The sequence below is a fragment of the Pseudomonas multiresinivorans genome, assembly GCF_012971725.1.
In the GTDB taxonomy this organism is placed as follows: Bacteria; Pseudomonadota; Gammaproteobacteria; order Pseudomonadales; family Pseudomonadaceae; genus Pseudomonas; species Pseudomonas multiresinivorans.
In genome coordinates this window covers 900,036-915,360 of sequence record NZ_CP048833.1, presented here as the reverse complement: position 1 = coordinate 915,360, position 15,325 = coordinate 900,036, and the positions used below count along the sequence as shown (strand labels likewise).

Sequence of the window (15,325 nt, the reverse complement as noted above, 5' to 3'; positions counted from 1 at the left end):
GCCTCAGGCCGGAATCGCCTCAGGCTCTGGCTCCGGCGCCGCCACGGGTGCCGCGGGGGCGCTCTCCACGACAGGGGTCGCCTGCATTTCATCACGGTCCAGGTCGGCGGCCCGACCGACCAGCAGCGGGTCCGGGGCATGGGCGATCTTCTCGTCCTTGCCGGGGTAATCCAGCGTGTGCAGGAAGTGCCGCAGGCAGTTGAGGCGCGCGCGCTTCTTGTCGTCGGACTTGATCACCACCCAGGGTGCATCGGCGGTGTCGGTGTGGAAGAACATCGCTTCCTTGGCCTGGGTGTAGTCATCCCACTTGTCCAGCGACTGGATGTCGATGGGTGACAGCTTCCAGTGCTTGAGCGGGTCGTCGCGGCGCGAGACGAAGCGGCGCAGTTGCTCCTCGCGGCTCACCGAGAACCAGTACTTGAAGACCAGGATGCCGTTGCGCACCAGCATGCGCTCCAGCTCCGGCGTCTGCTGCATGAACTCCAGGTACTGGCGCGGCGAGCAGAAGCCCATCACCCGCTCGACGCCGGCGCGGTTGTACCAGGAGCGGTCGAAGAAGACGATCTCCCCGGCCGTGGGCAGGTGCTGGATGTAGCGCTGGAAGTACCACTGGCCGCGCTCGGCGTCGCTGGGTTTCTCCAGGGCGATGACCCGCGCGCCGCGCGGATTCAGGTGCTCCATGAAGCGTTTGATCGTGCCGCCCTTGCCCGCGGCATCACGGCCCTCGAACAGCACGACGACGCGCTGGCCGGTCTCCTTCACCCAGCTCTGCACCTTCAGCAGCTCGACCTGCAGCTGCTCCTTGAGATGTTCGTACTCCCTGCGCTGCAGCCGCTTGCGGTAAGGGTAGAAGGCCGGCAGCTCGGCGGACGTGGAGTCCTCGTTGCTGCCGCGCGGCGCCATGGCCACTTTCAGCGCGACCGGGCCATCGCTCTGGGCGCGGATTTCCTCCGCGCCATCGGTCATCGGCGGCTTGGCGGCTGGCGCCCGGCTGGCAGTCTTGTTGGCACGGCGTGCCGGGGCGGTTCTGCTGGTGACGGTCTCGGACATGGTCTCCTCCGGTGAGACATTGAGTGGTCAGGGGACTTCCCACTCTCTGCGCCAGCGGGGCGACCCTTCTTGACCGACATCAATTTCATCGAGCGAACCCGTCTCAATCCAGCCAGCAATCGGCTACAGCCAGCCTTTGTACTTGAACCAGTAGTAGGGAATGATCGCCGAGATCACCATGGCCACCAGCGCCATCGGGTAGCCGGCCAGCCACGCAAGCTCGGGCATGTGCGCGAAGTTCATGCCGTACACCGTGCCCACCAGGGTCGGCGGCAGGAACAGCACCGCGGCGATGGAAAACACCTTGATGATGCTGTTCTGCTCGATGTTGATCAGGCCCAGGGTGGCGTCCAGCAGGAAGGTGATCTCCCCGGCCATCTTGGTCTGGTACTCGCTGAGCGAGCGCACGTCGCGCTCCACCGACTTCATGCCCAGCTTCACCTCGTCGCTGATCCAGCCGTTGCTGCCCTGGCGGAAATAGCTCAGCGGCCGGCTGATGCTCAGCAGGCTCTCGTTGAGCTTGGACAGCAGCGAGTTCTTGCGCCCGAGCTGCTTGACCACTTCCTGCAGATCGGCCTTCTCGTTGGCCGGGCCCTCGCGGAAGATGCTGGTGCCCAGGCTGTCGAGCTGCTTCTGAACGTTCTCCAGCACATCGGCGATGCGGTCCACCACGCTGTCCATCAGTGTCACGAACAACTGGTCGCTGCGCCCCTCGCAGCCGCCGCGCTGGGTGCGCGTCTCGAAGGTGCGGAAGGCCAGCAGGTCGGTGTAGCGCACCGTCACCAGCCAGTGCGGCGTCAGTACGCAGGTGACCTCCGAGGTGCTCGGCTTGTGCTCGCGGATGCCGCCGACCACGGTGGTAGTCATGTACAGCGCGCCCTTGCTCTCGTAGAAGCGCGAGGAGTCCTCGATCTCCGCCATTTCCTCCTGCGTTGGCACGTCGACCTCGATGATCGACTCCAGCAGCTTTTCCTCTTCCGCCGTGGGCCGGAACAGGTCGATCCACAGCGTGTCCTTGGGCATGCCATGGCACTCGCTGCCGTTGTGGCGCACCAGGCGGTCGCCGACCAGGGTGTAATAGGTGATCATGTCGCCCGACAATCCTTTACAGCCAGAAGTTGATCCGCAGGTTGGCCAACTTCCCGGCGCTTCACAAGCCCATCGGAGAACACTGTGATGAGCGAACACGACGACAGCGAAGAGTCCTTCGCCGAAGACACCCTGATCCAGGCCATCGAGAACCAGATCGAGAGCGAGAACCCACCGGCGGCCCGCGCCGTGTTCAACAAGCTGACCCTGGTCGGCTACGAGCGCGAAGATGCCCTGCACCTGATGGCCCTGGTGCTCGCCCACGAGATCGAAGCGATGCTGGCCGATGACCGCCCCTTCAACGGTGAATGGTACGAACAGGCGCTGCGCGCATTGCCGACACTTCCGGACGGCACTGTTGCCGAATGAGACAGCGGCATAACACCGCTTGCCGAACCGGCGGGACTTGAGACTACACTGGAGCCTCATTGACCATCGGGAGTTATAAGAATGGCTTTCACCAAAGAAATGGTTGAAGAACTTGATCTGCTGGCGCTCTACGACCTGGAGAACAGCCAGGCCGGGTTGAAAGTGCACCACGACGCTTCCTCCGAAACAGTGGCCGCTGCCGAACGGCTCCACGCCAAGGGCCTGATCGACCAGCAGGACGGCGGCTATCTGACCAGCCTGGGCCTCGACGCCGCCGAGCACGCTCAGGTCCTGCTCGGCATCCTGCGCGGCTGACCTCAAGTTCCCCCGCGAGCGGGCGATAAACTGGCACATTTCCGAGCGCCGCATTCCCTGATGCGGCGCCGCTGGCCAGGCAGCAGTACGCCATGACGCTCACTCCCGAAATCCGCCCGGACATCGACGACGGCATCGACCGAAAGGTGCTTACGCAGCTGCGTCAGCGCTTCCTGAAGGTCAACGCCGCTCGTCTGCAGCGGGCCAGTGAAGCGCTGTCCACGCGCCAGCAGCTTGTTCTCAAGTTGCTGCCGCTGCTGCTGGACGTGAACCACCCGCTGCTGCCCGGCTATGTGTCGGCCAGCACCCCCGCAGGGCTGTCGAACTTCGTCCCGGACGAGGACATCCTCGCCGAAGCCCAGCGCCTGACCCGATCCTTCAGCTACAAGACCCGTCGCGGCAACCCGCCGCTGCCGATCCACGGGCTGTTCCTGATGGGTAGCCTGGGCACCGTCGCCCAGGCCGAGCAGAGCGACCTGGACCTGTGGGTCTGCCACGCCTCCGACCTCTCCCAGCGGGAGCTGGCGGAGCTGCGCCGCAAATGCGAGCTGCTCGAACAATGGGCCGCAACCCAGGGCGCCGAGGTGCACTGCTTCCTCGTCGACCCGCAGCACTACACCCAGGGCGCCCGCGAGGCGCGGCTGACCTCCGACGACTGCGGCACGAGCCAGCACTACCTGCTGCTGGACGAGTTCTACCGCACCGCCATCTGGCTCGGCGGCCGCACGCCGCTGTGGTGGCTGGTGCCGGTCTATGAAGAAAACCGCTACACCGAGTACTGCCAGACGCTGCTGAGCAAGCGCTTCATCCGCGCCGAGGATGTCCTCGACCTCGGCCACCTGGCGCGCATCCCGCCGGGCGAGTTCATCGGCGCCGGCATGTGGCAGTTGTTCAAGGGCATCGAGTCTCCCTACAAATCGGTGCTCAAGCTGCTGCTCACCGAGGTCTACGCCAGCGAACACCCGCAGGTTTCCTGCCTGAGCCTGCGTTACAAGCAGGCGATCTACGCCGGGCGCCTGGACATGGAAGACCTCGACCCCTACGTGATGCTCTACCGCCGACTGGAGGAATACCTCAAGGCGCGCGGGGAAACCGAGCGCCTGGAACTGATCCGCCGCTGCCTCTACCTCAAGGTCGGCAAGAAGCTCAGCCGGCCGCCACGCCAGGGCCACAAGAGCTGGCAGCGCAAGGTGATGGAGCGCGTCTCGGCCCAATGGAAGTGGGACAACCGCGCCTTCGCCCAACTGGACAGCCGCAGCCAGTGGAAAGTACGCCAGGTGCTGCTGGAGCGCCGCGCGCTGGTCAACGAACTGACCCACAGCTACCGCTTCCTCTCCCAGTTCGCCCGCCTGCAGCATGCCGCCAGCGGCATCAACCCGCGGGACATGGGTATCCTCGGGCGGCGCCTGTACGCCGCCTTCGAGCGCAAGGCCGGCAAGGTCGAATTCATCAACCCGGGTATCGCCCCGGACATGGCCGAAGACATCCTCACCCTCGCCCAGCTGCCGGGCGGCGACGCCGGCAAACCCCCATTCTGGGCGCTGTATGGTGGCAACCTATCGTTGCAGGAGATGGCCGACTTCGCCCCGTTGCGCCGCGCCCGTGACCTCATGGACCTGCTCGCCTGGAGCCATCGCAACGGCGTGGTCGATGCGACCACGCGGTTGTCCCTGCAGCCGGGCACCAGCGACCTGAGTGAGTTCGAGCTGCAGAACCTGCTGGGCAGCCTGCAGCAGGCCGTCCCGCTACCGCTGAACGAGGTGCCGGAAAGCGCCCTGCTGCGCAGCGCGGTGCCGTCGCAGGTGTTGCTGTTGGTGAACGTCGGCATCGACCCGCTGCGCCAGCACAGCCAGATGAACGTGCACATGACCACCGAGCGCACCGACTCGCTCGGCTATTCCGGCGTGCGCGACAACCTGGTGCTGACCCTCGACCAGATCACCCTCAACAGCTGGAACGAACTGCTGGTCAGCCGCTATTCCGGGCCCCACGCGCTGCTCGACTGCCTGCGCGAATTCCTCAACACGCTGCCCACCGACGCCCCGCCGCCGCGCCTGCTGGTGCGCTGCTTCTGCCGCAACCGCGCCGCGGCCATCGCCCAGCGCGTGGAAGACCTGTTCCGCGATGCCCATGCGCAGCTCGCCAGTGGCAAGGGCGGGCGCTATTTGCTGCAGGTGCGCCAGCATTTCCACCTGCTGCACCTGGTGCCCGGCAGCGTCAGCCATCGGGTGATCGAAGGGCTGCCGGCGCTGGTCGAGCACCTGGGCGACACCCAGGACGACAGTGGCTTCCTGCAGCTGGACCGGCACGCGCTGGAAGGCGACGACCTTGCCATGATCCTGCCACTGGGTCGGGCCAATACCGTGCAGGTGTTCTATCGCCTGGACGAAGGCAGCGCGGAAATCACCATCCTCGACGAGCGCAACGCCCTCTGGCGGCGTCGCCAGGAGTACGACACCGAGGAAGGCCTGCTGCTGCCGCTGCAGCGCTTCCTGCAGTCGGTGCAGTACCGCCGCAACGCCGTGATTTCGCTACTGGAAAGCCAGGGACCGGTGGGTGCGGACATCCTCTTCTACGAAGTGGTGACCAACGGTCACCAGCGCGCGCAACGCATCGAGCGGCGCAACACGCCGCAGCCGCTGGAAGCGCTGCCGTTCTACAACGTGCAGGCGATCGTCGAACCCGGAGAAGGCCAGCGCGCGCGCACCACGCTGTTCTGCAACCACCGCGAGTTCTCGGAACTGGAGTTCGGCAACGAGCTGTTCCAGGCCGTGGCCAGGCACATCCTGGACCGGCGTCGGGGACAGGAGCGCTACCCCTGCTACATCACCGACCTGGACCTGTCGGCCATGCGCGAGGGCGGCGAGCTACAGACGGTGCATTTCCTGCGCTACAAGCAGAGCCTGGAACAGGCGCTGAACCGGGCGCTGGCCGAGGCCTGAAGGCCGGACCGGACGCCCGGGGAGGGAAAGTCCCGGAAGGGGAACTCAGCGATCGAAGTCGCCGGCCGCTTCGGGCTGGTATTCGACTTCCAGCAGGGTCAGCTTCAGCGTCTTGCCGCTGGGCGCCGGCCAGTCGATGCTCTGGCCTGTGGTCAGGCCCAGCAGCGCGGTGCCCACCGGGGCGAGGACCGATACCTTGCCTTCTCCGCCGAGATCGGCCGGGTAGACCAGCGTCAGGTGGTATTCCTTGCCACTGCTTTCCTCGCGGCAGCGCACGGTGGAATTCATCGTGACCACGCCCGGCGGTATCTCGTCGTGGCCGACGACCGTGGCACGGGCCAGCTCGGCCTCCAACGCCTCGGCAGCGGGGCCGTACTCATCCAGGCTGTCGAGCATGCGCTCCAGACGTTGCAGGTCGAGTCGGGTGACGGTGATGGGAGTCGTGGTCATGATGGTTGGCAGTCTCCTTACAGGAGAGCCCCGGACGCTCGCGCGCTCGGGGCCCTGGGTGTTCTGGCAGTAAAGACGTTCGGGAAACGAACGCGCAATGAATTCCGAAAAAAGAAAAACCCCGCCCAAGGCGGGGTTTTCCCGGACACTAACACAGCACAGAAAATAAGCAACACCGACCAGTCACCACTTCGGCGAGTGGTTGTTTCGGCGCTTTTCGCAGTCTGCCAGGATCGCCCGGCGACGCTCGCTGTCCGCCTCGTTCCACTCCAGGATCTCGCCCAGGGTGCGGCCGCAGCCGACGCAGACATCCGCGTCGTCCAGGCAGCAGCGCCGGCAGCAGGGCGAGGCGACGCTCGCCTGCGCGTCAGATGCCGGGGAACTCGACATCCTCGCCAGCCTGTTCCAGCGTGGCGCGATTGAGCAGCGCGCCCAGCGGTTCGCGGGTGCTGTCGCAGATCCACAGCGAGCCGGATTCGTCGTAGTCGAAGTGGAAACCGCCGGAGCGCGCCGCCACCCACAGCTGGCGCAGCGCCGGCTGGCGGCTGAGGATCAGCTGGGTGCCGTTCTCGAAGCGCACGGTCAGCACGCCGCTGGAGTTCTCCAGGTCCAGGTCCAGATCGCTGTCGTCGAAGGCGTCCTCCACCGTTACCTGTACGGCGTCCACCAGGTCATGGAAGCGGGCCTCGCTCAAAGTGCTCATGCATCGTCCTCGGGATCAGTCAAAGGCACCAGTTTACGCCGGTATTCGCCCAGACTCTGCCCCGTCCAGCGCCGGAATGCGCGGGCGAGCGAACCGGCCTCACTGAAGCCCAGCAGATAGGCGATATCGGCGGTATCCAAAGCCGGGTCGCGCAAATAGTGGAGCACCAGCTGCTGGCGGGTTTCGTCCACCAGTTGGCTGAACGACAGGCCGGTATCGCGCAGGCGGCGCTGCAGGGTACGAGGGCTCAGGGCGAGCGTCAGCGACAGGCGCTCCAGGTCGGCGCCCTGCTCCGGCAACTGGCGCGCCAGCTCCAGGCGCGCGCGGTCAAGCACGCTGTCGCCCTTGTTGATCTCCACCAGCAGGCGTTCGGCGTAGGCATCCAGGGTGCGCTGTACCTGGGCGTCAGCCTGGCCGAGCGGCAGCGCCAGCAGGCGCTTGGGGAAGACCAGAGCATTGTCCGGCTGATCGAACAGTACCGGGCATCGGAAGATGCGTGCGTGTTCGCTGACGTCCGCCGGGGCGCTGTGGCTGAAGCGGACTTCGAACGGCGCCTCGTCCACGCCACTGACCCAATGGCCGAAGCTGACCCAGCCGGCCAGCGTCTCCTCGCTCATCTGCCGCTGCTGTTGCGGCAGCAGCGCCTCCCAGCAGTGCTTGACCAACGGCTCGCAACCGGCGCGCGGCGGCTCGTCGGCCAGCTCGACGCGGCCCAGGTTGCCCACCAGCGCGGCATAACGCGCCTGGCGATGCAGGGCGTCGGAAAGGGTCGCGCAGCTCATGATCAGGTAGCCGAGTACGCCGTAGTAGCCGGGGCGCACCGCTTCCCCCAGGTGCAGGCCGAGGTTGGCGTCGCCACTCAGGCGTACACCGGCGCCGACCAGTTCGAGGTAGGCACTGGCGGCGATACGCTGGTCGCGCTGAGCGAGGATCGAGGGCTCCAGATGCACCGTCGCCAGCAGCTTCGCCGGCTCTACGCCGTGGCGCTGCAGATGCTCCACAAGGCCCTGCAGGTAGGCCACCGACACCGAACTGGGCAGGGGATCGCGATAGTCCATCGAGCTTTCCATTTTTTGCCCGCCATCATAGGGCCAGTGGCCCGCCGGGCGCGAGCCGAAAGCCCCGCCGGGCGGGAGCCGGCTCGCATAGGCAAGCCGGCGGGGGGCCGGTATACTCCGGCCCCATTGACGCTTTATTACAAGGATTCCGCCATGAAGCGACTGCTGCTTCCCTTCGTCGCGATCGCCCTGCTGACCGCCGCCATCGCTGGCTGCGGGCAGAAAGGCCCGCTGTACCTGCCGGACGACGAAAAGGCCAAGAACGAACACAGCAAGGACCGCTACGGTCTCTGAGGGCGTTCCCATGGACGCCTTCGACGTCCGCGGCGGGCTATTGCTCGTGGCAGACGTGCCAGCGTCGGCGATTGCCGAGCGCCTTGGCACGCCGCCCGGCGAAACCGGCGACTTCCCCGCCGGCATCGCGCTCCCGCCCGGAAAGAAGGTGACCTGCTGGCCGTTCATCCGGCCGGCGCCTATGGTTTCGTCATGAATTCCAACGACAACACCCGGGGCCGCGCCGCCGAGGTGCTGGTGGATAGCTCGGCCGCGCACAGGGTGCGCAGCCGCAAGAGACAAGAGCTGTTCGCCGGCGAAAGCCTGCTGCCGGACTGAGGCCGAGACGACGATGCTTCTGCGCTTTACCAAGATGCACGGGCTGGGCAATGACTTCATGGTCCTGGACCTGGTCAGCCAGCACGCCCACGTGCAGCCACGCCACGTCAAACAGTGGGGCGACCGCAACTTCGGGGTCGGATTCGATCAACTGCTGATCGTCGAGCCGCCGGGCAACCCGGACGCGGACTTTCGCTACCGCATCTTCAACTGCGACGGTACCGAGGTCGAACAGTGCGGCAACGGCGCGCGCTGCTTCGCCCGCTTCGTGGTGGACAAGCGCCTGACCGCGAAGAAGACCATCCGCGTGGAAACCAAGGGCGGCATGATCGAGCTGACCATCGCCAACGATGGCCAGGTCACCGTCGACATGGGCCCGCCGCGCCTGGTGCCCGAACAGGTGCCGTTCAAGGCCGAGAGCGAGGCGTTGAGTTATCCCCTGGAAGTGGACGGGCAGCGCTACGAGCTGGCCGCCATCTCCATGGGCAACCCGCACGGCGTGCTGCGCGTGGATGACGTCGACAGCGCACCGGTACGCACCCTGGGCCCGAAACTCGAAATCCACGAAAGCTTCCCGCAGAAGGCCAACATCGGCTTCCTGCAGATCGTCAATCCGCACCAGGCACGCTTGCGCGTCTGGGAACGCGGCGCCGGCGAGACCCTGGCCTGCGGCACCGGCGCCTGCGCCGCCGCCGTCGCAGGCATTCGCCAGGGCTGGCTGCAATCGCCGGTACAGATCGACCTTCCCGGCGGACGGTTGTCCATCGAGTGGGCAGGGCCGGGTCAGCCCGTTATGATGACCGGGCCCGCCGTGCGGGTGTTCGAAGGCCAGGTACGTCTATAACCGGGACGCTTATGACCGATACTCCGCAGGACCCCAGCGTTACGCTCGAAGCCGAACAGGTCGCCGACTATCTTCGCCGGCACCCTGAATTCTTCGTCGATCATGACGAGCTGATCCCGGAGATGCGCATTCCGCACCAGCCGGGCGATGCCGTGTCGCTGGTGGAGCGCCAGGTCCGCCTGCTGCGCGAGCGCAACATCGAGATGCGCCATCGGCTGTCGCAGCTGATGGACGTGGCCCGCGACAACGATCGTCTGTTCGACAAGACCCGCCGCCTGGTGCTCGATCTGCTCGACGCCACCAGCCTGGAAGAAATCGTTAGCACGGTGGAAGACAGCCTGCGCCACGAGTTCCTCGTGCCCTACGTCAGCCTGATCCTGTTCAGCGACAACAACCTGCCGGTGGGCCGCTCTGTGAGCAGCGCCGAAGCGCACCAGGCCATCGGTGGCCTGCTGTCCGGAGGCAAGACCGTCTGCGGCGTGCTGCGCCCCCATGAGCTGGCCTTCCTGTTCTGCGAAAGCGAACGCGAGCAGGTCGGCTCCGCCGCCGTAGTGCCGCTGACCTTCCAGGGGCTGCACGGCGTACTGGCGATCGGCAGCCCCGACCCACAGCATTACAAGAGCTCGCTGGGCACCCTGTTCCTCGGCTACGTCGCCGAAGTCCTCGCGCGCACCCTGCCGCGCTTCTCCACGCCTCTGCGCTCGGTACGCTGACCTTCGCAACGCGGTAAGCTGCCAGCCTGGCTGTATCACTGGGAGCTTTCCGCGTGTCGCTCGAAGCCGATCTGCAAGCCTATCTGGAACACCTGCGCAGCGAGCGCCAGGTGTCCGTGCACACGCTCGACGGCTACCGCCGCGACCTGGCGCGCCTCGCCGCGCTGTGCGAGAAATCCTCGATCAACGAATGGTCTGCGCTGCAAGTGCGCGACCTGCGCCTGTTCGTTGCCCGCCTGCACCAGCAGGGGCTGGCCAGCCGCAGCTTGGCCCGCCTGCTGTCGGCCACCCGCGGGTTGTACCAGTACCTGATTCGCGAGGGCCGCTGCCGGCACGATCCCGCCGACGGCCTCGCCGCGCCCAAGGGCGCCCGCAAGCTGCCGCGCACGCTGGATACCGACCGTACCGCACAACTGCTGGACGGCGGCGTCGAGGACGAGTTCATCGCCCGCCGCGACCAGGCGTTGCTGGAGCTGTTCTATTCCTCCGGCCTGCGCCTCTCCGAGCTGGTCGGCCTGGACCTGGAATGGCTGGACCTGAAAGACGGCCTGGTACGCGTCCACGGCAAGGGCAACAAGGTCCGCGAACTGCCGGTCGGCCGCGCCGCGCGGCAAGCCATCGAAGCCTGGCTGCCACTACGGGCCAGCGTGTCGCCGCAGGACAACGCCGTCTTCATCGGCCGCAGCGGCAAGCGCCTGACGCCGCGCGCCATCCAGCTGCGCGTGCGCGAGGCCGGCGTGCGCGAGCTGGGCCAGCACCTGCATCCGCACATGCTGCGGCACTCCTTCGCCAGCCATATGCTCGAATCCTCCCAGGACCTGCGCGCGGTACAGGAGCTGCTCGGCCACGCCGACATCGCCACCACGCAGATCTACACCCACCTGGATTTCCAACACCTCGCCACGGTCTACGACCAGGCGCACCCACGGGCACGCCGTAAACCCGGAGCAGAAGAATGAGTATCCGTCTGGTCACCTTCGATCTCGATGACACGCTGTGGGACGTCGCCCCGGTGATGAACAGCGCCGAAGCCACCCTGCGCGACTGGCTCGCGGTGAATGCTGCACAGCTCGGCCCGGTACCCATCGAGCACCTGTGGGCAATCCGCTCGCGGCTGATGCAGCAGGACCCGATGCTCAAGCACCGCCTGAGCGAGCTGCGCCGGCGCATCCTGTTCCACGCGCTGCTCGACGCGGGTTATCCACAGCCCGAGGCGACGGAGCTGGCCGAGGCCGGCTTCCAGACCTTCCTCCAGGCGCGACACCAAGTGGCACTGTTCCCCGAAGTGCACCCGACCCTGGAGCAACTGGCCAACCGCTTCATCCTCGGCGTGCTCACCAACGGCAACGCCGATGTGCGCCGACTGGGCCTGGCCGATTACTTCCAGTTCGCCCTGTGCGCGGAAGAGCTGGGCGTCGGCAAGCCCGACCCGCATCCGTTCCAGGAAGCGCTCAAGCGTGGCGGTGTGGCGGCGGAAAATGCCGTGCACATCGGCGACCACCCCAGCGACGACATTGCCGGCGCGCGCCGCGCAGGCATGAAGGCAATCTGGTTCAACCCGGCGCGCAAGGCGTGGGATGGCGAGGAAGCGCCCAGTGCGATCATCCACAACCTGGCAGAGCTGCCGGGCGTCCTGGCAAGACTGTAGAAGCGGACTCCGTCCGCGATAGGTTCGCATCCCGCCGGACGCCATCGCGGACGGAGTCCGCTCCTACGCACATGAAAAATCGCAACAAACGGACATGAAAAAGCCCCGCCGCTCCAGACGGAGCGGCGGGGCTTTTTCATGTCGCGTCAGATATCAGATAGGGCGGCTGCCGTATTTGCTATCCGGCTTCTTGGGCGGGTCGGCCACGACGTTGGGCTCGATCTCCTGCACCTTGCCGCCGCGAGTGAGGAATTCCTCCATCGCGCGAGCCAGTGCATCACGATCCTTCTGCTTGGCTTCGACCGAGGGCAGTTCCTCTTCTTCCGCAGCGGCCTTGGCTTTCTTGCCACCGCCCTTGGAAGAAGGGGCTTCATCCCCATCGCTGCTGTCTGCTTCGGCGTCGCCGTCGTCGGCTGCGGCGAGTTCCTCGCCATCATCCTCGTCAGCGCCGTCCAGCTCGTCCTGTTCCAGTTCTTCGTCGCTCATTGTTCAACCTCTGTGGTGCTGCAAAGCACGTTAGTTATAGCCCAGCTGCGCGCTTTGACGAACGCCGCCGGAAAAAATTCATACAAGCTCGCCCTGCCAGGTCGCCACTATCCTGCGCGGGCCGCCGTGGTCACGGTGCTCGCCCAGATAGATACCCTGCCAGGTGCCCATTGCCAAGCCTCCCTGCTGTATCGGCAGCGTCAGCTGACAGCCCAGCAGACTCGACTTGAAATGCGCCGGAAGGTCATCCGGCCCCTCGTAGTCATGCTCATAGCCGCCTTCACCCTGGGGCACCAGGCGATTGAAGAACCGCTCGAAGTCGCGACGCACCGAGGGATCGGCATTCTCGTTGACCGTCAGCGAGGCGGAGGTGTGCTGCAACAGCAGGTGCAGCAGGCCCACCCGGCACTTCGACAGTTCCGGCAGCGCGGCCAGTATCTCGTCGGTGACCAGGTGGAAACCTCGCGGGCGAGGGCGCAGGGTGATGATTTTCTGCTGCCACATGGCGGGCACTTCTCCGTCGCTAACGGTGATGCGCGCGCATTCTAGCGTGCTGATCGAAAAAGCAAAGGGCGCCCGAGGGCGCCCTTCGTCGAACTTGCGCGAACCCTTACAGGTTGTAGCCGCGTTCGTTGTGCAGGGAGAGGTCCAGACCCACGGTTTCCTCTTCCTCGGTGACGCGCAGGCCCATGACCAGGTCCAGGACCTTGAGGATCACGAAGCTGACGATACCGGTGTAGACGATGGTGAAGGCCACGCCCTTGAACTGGGTGAACAGCTGCGCGCCGATGTCGGTCACGGTGCCGAAGCCGCCCAGGGCCGGCGCTGCGAACACGCCGGTGAGCAGGGCGCCGACGATACCGCCGACCGCATGCACGCCGAAGGCGTCCAGGGAGTCGTCATAGCCGACTGCGCGCTTGAGGCTGGTGGCAGCGAAGAAGCAGATCACGCCGGCAGCCAGGCCGATCACGATGGCGCCCATCGGGCCGCAGGTACCGGCGGCCGGGGTGACGGCCACCAGGCCGGCAACCACACCCGAAGCGATGCCCAGGGCGCTCGGCTTACCGTGGGTGATCCACTCGGCGAACATCCAGCCCAGGGCGGCGGCCGCGGTGGCGATCTGAGTGACCAGCATGGCCATGCCAGCGGTGCCGTTGGCAGCAGCGGCGGAACCGGCGTTGAAGCCGAACCAGCCCACCCACAGCAGCGCGGCGCCGATCAGGGTGTAGCCCAGGTTGTGCGGCGCCATGGCAGCGGTCGGGTAGCCCTTGCGCTTGCCCAGCACGATGCACGCCACCAGGCCTGCGATACCGGCGTTGATGTGCACTACGGTGCCGCCGGCGAAGTCCAGCACGCCCCAGTCCCACAGCAGGCCGCCGTCGCCGCTCCAGACCATGTGGGCGATCGGTGCATAGACCAGGGTGAACCACAGCGCGGTGAAGATCAGCATGGCGGAGAACTTCATGCGCTCGGCGAAGGCGCCGACGATCAGGGCCGGGGTGATGATCGCGAAGGTCATCTGGAACATCACGAAGATGCTTTCCGGGAACAGCGCGGCAGCGGAAGTCAGGCCGTTGCTGGTCAGGCCGCTGAGGAAGGCCTTGTCCAGGCCGCCGACGAAGGAAGCGAAGTTGACCACGCCCTTCTCCATACCGACGGTATCGAAGGCCAGGCTGTAGCCGTAGACGACCCAGAGGATGCTGATCAGCGCGGTGATCGCGAAGCACTGCATCATGATCGACAGGACGTTCTTGGCACGCACCATGCCGCCGTAGAACAGGGCCAGGCCGGGGATGGTCATCAGCAGCACCAGGGCGCTGGAAATCAGCATCCAGGCGGTGTCGCCGCTGTTCAGGACGGGGGCCGCAGCCTCGTCGGCCAAGGCCAGACCGGGCATTGCGAGGGGCAATAGGGCGCCTAGCCCTGCGTATTTGCGCAGAGTCATTGTTGTTTCTCCTGGGGCGTGGGGTTCGGTGTGGGCTTGGCTTAGATCGCGTCGGTGCCGGTTTCGCCGGTACGGATACGAATGGCCTGTTCCAGATTTACGACAAAGATCTTGCCGTCACCGATCTTCCCGGTGTTGGCGGCCTTGGTGATGGCTTCGATAACACGATCCAGCTGGTCATCGGCGATGGCGACGTCGATCTTCACCTTCGGCAGGAAATCGACAACGTATTCCGCGCCACGGTACAGCTCGGTGTGGCCCTTCTGCCGGCCGAAGCCTTTGACTTCGGTCACAGTGATGCCCTGCACGCCGATCTCGGACAGCGACTCACGAACGTCGTCCAGCTTGAACGGCTTGATGATGGCTGTGACTAGCTTCATGTAACTCTCTCCCGTGTTTTGGTGGACCCGCCCCAGGAAGAACGAACCCGGAGACAAGTCTAAGCGCAGTGTCTGGCTTTTGTAATGCGCCGGCCGCCCTACCTCAGCACTCCGACTGCGTTGATCGAAGCGATCCCCTGCCTCGCCTGCCGCACCGGAACTGCATCGGTGCACGCCATGTATGCCCCAAAGCATGAAGCTTGCCAGTTCGTGGAAATGCCCGTGCCATCAGGCACTTGGCGTAAAAGCGAGGTTTCTGGCGATTCGCCAGCGCCGCTCGGGCGCACCGAAAGCGCGCACGGCGAGCGGGCACACTGCTCAAAAAGCGTGCAACCCCACGCGCCGCAGGCGGCGTCGGCTGCGTGATAGACTGCGCTCTGATTCAATCCGGAACCCATGAACCATGCTGCCGCCCAAAGCCTTCCTCGATGCCATCAGCCAACAAGCCGGACGCCTGTTCGGTGGCGAATCGCCCCTGCCGAAGGCCGAGCTGGAAGCCCAGTTCAAGGTTCTGATGCAGAGCGCCTTCAGCAAGCTCGACCTGGTCAGCCGCGACGAATTCGACAGCCAGATGGTCGTCCTCGCGCGCACCCGCGCCCGCCTCGAGGCACTGGAAGCCAAGGTCGCGGAGATGGAAGCGAAGCTCTCCCCTGCCGACACCGCCGCACCCGCCTCCGAAAATTAAGCCCCGCCTGGCGGGCGGCATGCGATCCAGGAGTGA

At 65.7% G+C, this 15,325-nt stretch carries 19 protein-coding genes and 1 pseudogene; 10 read left to right on the top strand and 10 right to left on the bottom strand.

Annotation, left to right across the window (positions count from 1 at the left end):
* Positions 1-3: 3 nt before the first annotated feature.
* Together ppk2 and G4G71_RS04235 are read right to left on the bottom strand one after the other, a co-directional pair.
* Positions 4-966: a polyphosphate kinase 2 gene (ppk2, locus tag G4G71_RS04240; protein WP_169942513.1), complete on the bottom strand. Its 963-nt coding sequence runs from the start codon at positions 964-966 to the stop codon at positions 4-6.
* 207 nt (positions 967-1,173) lie between these two features.
* Complete coding sequence (locus G4G71_RS04235; protein WP_169935568.1) at positions 1,174-2,139, bottom strand: magnesium transporter CorA family protein; 966 nt, start codon at positions 2,137-2,139, stop codon at positions 1,174-1,176.
* An 87-nt stretch (positions 2,140-2,226) separates the two neighbouring features.
* Here G4G71_RS04235 and G4G71_RS04230 point away from each other — a divergent pair, with 87 nt between their 5' ends.
* The 3 genes from G4G71_RS04230 (at position 2,227) to G4G71_RS04220 (ending at position 5,765) form a co-directional block, all read left to right on the top strand.
* The gene (locus G4G71_RS04230; RefSeq protein ID WP_054910827.1) at positions 2,227-2,508 is read left to right on the top strand and encodes a hypothetical protein; all 282 of its coding nucleotides are present in this window, start codon (positions 2,227-2,229) and stop codon (positions 2,506-2,508) included.
* Between the two features lie 81 nt (positions 2,509-2,589).
* The gene (locus G4G71_RS04225; protein ID WP_169935566.1) at positions 2,590-2,823 is read left to right on the top strand and encodes a TIGR02647 family protein; all 234 of its coding nucleotides are present in this window, start codon (positions 2,590-2,592) and stop codon (positions 2,821-2,823) included.
* 92 nt (positions 2,824-2,915) lie between these two features.
* Positions 2,916-5,765, top strand: coding sequence for a class I adenylate cyclase (locus tag G4G71_RS04220; RefSeq protein ID WP_169935564.1), 2,850 nt, complete (start codon positions 2,916-2,918; stop codon positions 5,763-5,765).
* 45 nt (positions 5,766-5,810) lie between these two features.
* Here G4G71_RS04220 and rnk read toward each other — a convergent pair whose 3' ends face one another.
* The 4 genes from rnk to G4G71_RS04200 form a co-directional block, all read right to left on the bottom strand.
* A complete protein-coding gene (gene rnk / locus G4G71_RS04215; protein ID WP_169935562.1) occupies positions 5,811-6,215 on the bottom strand; it encodes a nucleoside diphosphate kinase regulator in 405 nt (134 codons plus the stop codon).
* Positions 6,216-6,398: 183 nt separating this feature from the next.
* Positions 6,399-6,605, bottom strand: a complete 207-nt coding sequence (locus G4G71_RS04210) for a DUF1289 domain-containing protein (protein ID WP_169935560.1) — start codon at positions 6,603-6,605, stop codon at positions 6,399-6,401.
* Positions 6,583-6,918: an iron donor protein CyaY gene (gene cyaY / locus G4G71_RS04205; protein WP_169935558.1), complete on the bottom strand. Its 336-nt coding sequence runs from the start codon at positions 6,916-6,918 to the stop codon at positions 6,583-6,585. The genes G4G71_RS04210 and cyaY overlap by 23 nt, the downstream gene beginning before the upstream one ends.
* Entirely contained in the window at positions 6,915-7,976 is a 1,062-nt protein-coding gene (locus G4G71_RS04200) for an AraC family transcriptional regulator (RefSeq protein ID WP_169935556.1), read from the bottom strand. The genes cyaY and G4G71_RS04200 overlap by 4 nt, the downstream gene beginning before the upstream one ends.
* A gap of 153 nt (positions 7,977-8,129) precedes the next feature.
* Between G4G71_RS04200 and lptM the strand changes: the two genes are divergently transcribed.
* The 6 genes and pseudogenes from lptM to G4G71_RS04165 all read left to right on the top strand — a co-directional run bounded on the left by lptM (position 8,130) and on the right by G4G71_RS04165 (position 11,793).
* The gene (lptM, locus tag G4G71_RS04195; RefSeq protein ID WP_017520757.1) at positions 8,130-8,270 is read left to right on the top strand and encodes an LPS translocon maturation chaperone LptM; all 141 of its coding nucleotides are present in this window, start codon (positions 8,130-8,132) and stop codon (positions 8,268-8,270) included.
* A gap of 91 nt (positions 8,271-8,361) precedes the next feature.
* A pseudogene (locus G4G71_RS04185) lies at positions 8,362-8,588 on the top strand (diaminopimelate decarboxylase); the annotation flags it as partial.
* A gap of 13 nt (positions 8,589-8,601) precedes the next feature.
* Complete coding sequence (gene dapF, locus G4G71_RS04180; RefSeq protein ID WP_169935552.1) at positions 8,602-9,432, top strand: diaminopimelate epimerase; 831 nt, start codon at positions 8,602-8,604, stop codon at positions 9,430-9,432.
* An 11-nt stretch (positions 9,433-9,443) separates the two neighbouring features.
* Entirely contained in the window at positions 9,444-10,145 is a 702-nt protein-coding gene (locus tag G4G71_RS04175; protein WP_169935550.1) for a DUF484 family protein, read from the top strand.
* 53 nt (positions 10,146-10,198) lie between these two features.
* Positions 10,199-11,104 (top strand): tyrosine recombinase XerC, encoded by a 906-nt coding sequence (gene xerC, locus G4G71_RS04170; protein ID WP_169935548.1) that lies wholly within the window; start codon positions 10,199-10,201, stop codon positions 11,102-11,104.
* A complete protein-coding gene (locus G4G71_RS04165; RefSeq protein ID WP_169935546.1) occupies positions 11,101-11,793 on the top strand; it encodes an HAD family hydrolase in 693 nt (230 codons plus the stop codon). Before xerC ends, G4G71_RS04165 begins: the two co-directional genes overlap by 4 nt.
* Before the next feature lie 153 nt (positions 11,794-11,946).
* On the opposite strand, the gene sutA is transcribed toward G4G71_RS04165, so the two are convergent.
* From sutA to glnK, 4 genes are all read right to left on the bottom strand, one after another.
* Positions 11,947-12,279, bottom strand: a complete 333-nt coding sequence (sutA, locus tag G4G71_RS04160; RefSeq protein ID WP_054910833.1) for a transcriptional regulator SutA — start codon at positions 12,277-12,279, stop codon at positions 11,947-11,949.
* Between the two features lie 78 nt (positions 12,280-12,357).
* Positions 12,358-12,783: a secondary thiamine-phosphate synthase enzyme YjbQ gene (locus G4G71_RS04155; RefSeq protein ID WP_169935544.1), complete on the bottom strand. Its 426-nt coding sequence runs from the start codon at positions 12,781-12,783 to the stop codon at positions 12,358-12,360.
* A gap of 106 nt (positions 12,784-12,889) precedes the next feature.
* On the bottom strand, positions 12,890-14,224 hold the full coding sequence (locus G4G71_RS04150) for an ammonium transporter (RefSeq protein ID WP_169935542.1): 1,335 nt from the start codon (positions 14,222-14,224) through the stop codon (positions 12,890-12,892).
* A gap of 41 nt (positions 14,225-14,265) precedes the next feature.
* On the bottom strand, positions 14,266-14,604 hold the full coding sequence (gene glnK, locus G4G71_RS04145; protein WP_003457590.1) for a P-II family nitrogen regulator: 339 nt from the start codon (positions 14,602-14,604) through the stop codon (positions 14,266-14,268).
* 403 nt (positions 14,605-15,007) lie between these two features.
* Between glnK and G4G71_RS04140 the strand changes: the two genes are divergently transcribed.
* Positions 15,008-15,289, top strand: coding sequence for an accessory factor UbiK family protein (locus G4G71_RS04140; protein WP_169935540.1), 282 nt, complete (start codon positions 15,008-15,010; stop codon positions 15,287-15,289).
* Positions 15,290-15,325: the final 36 nt, after the last annotated feature.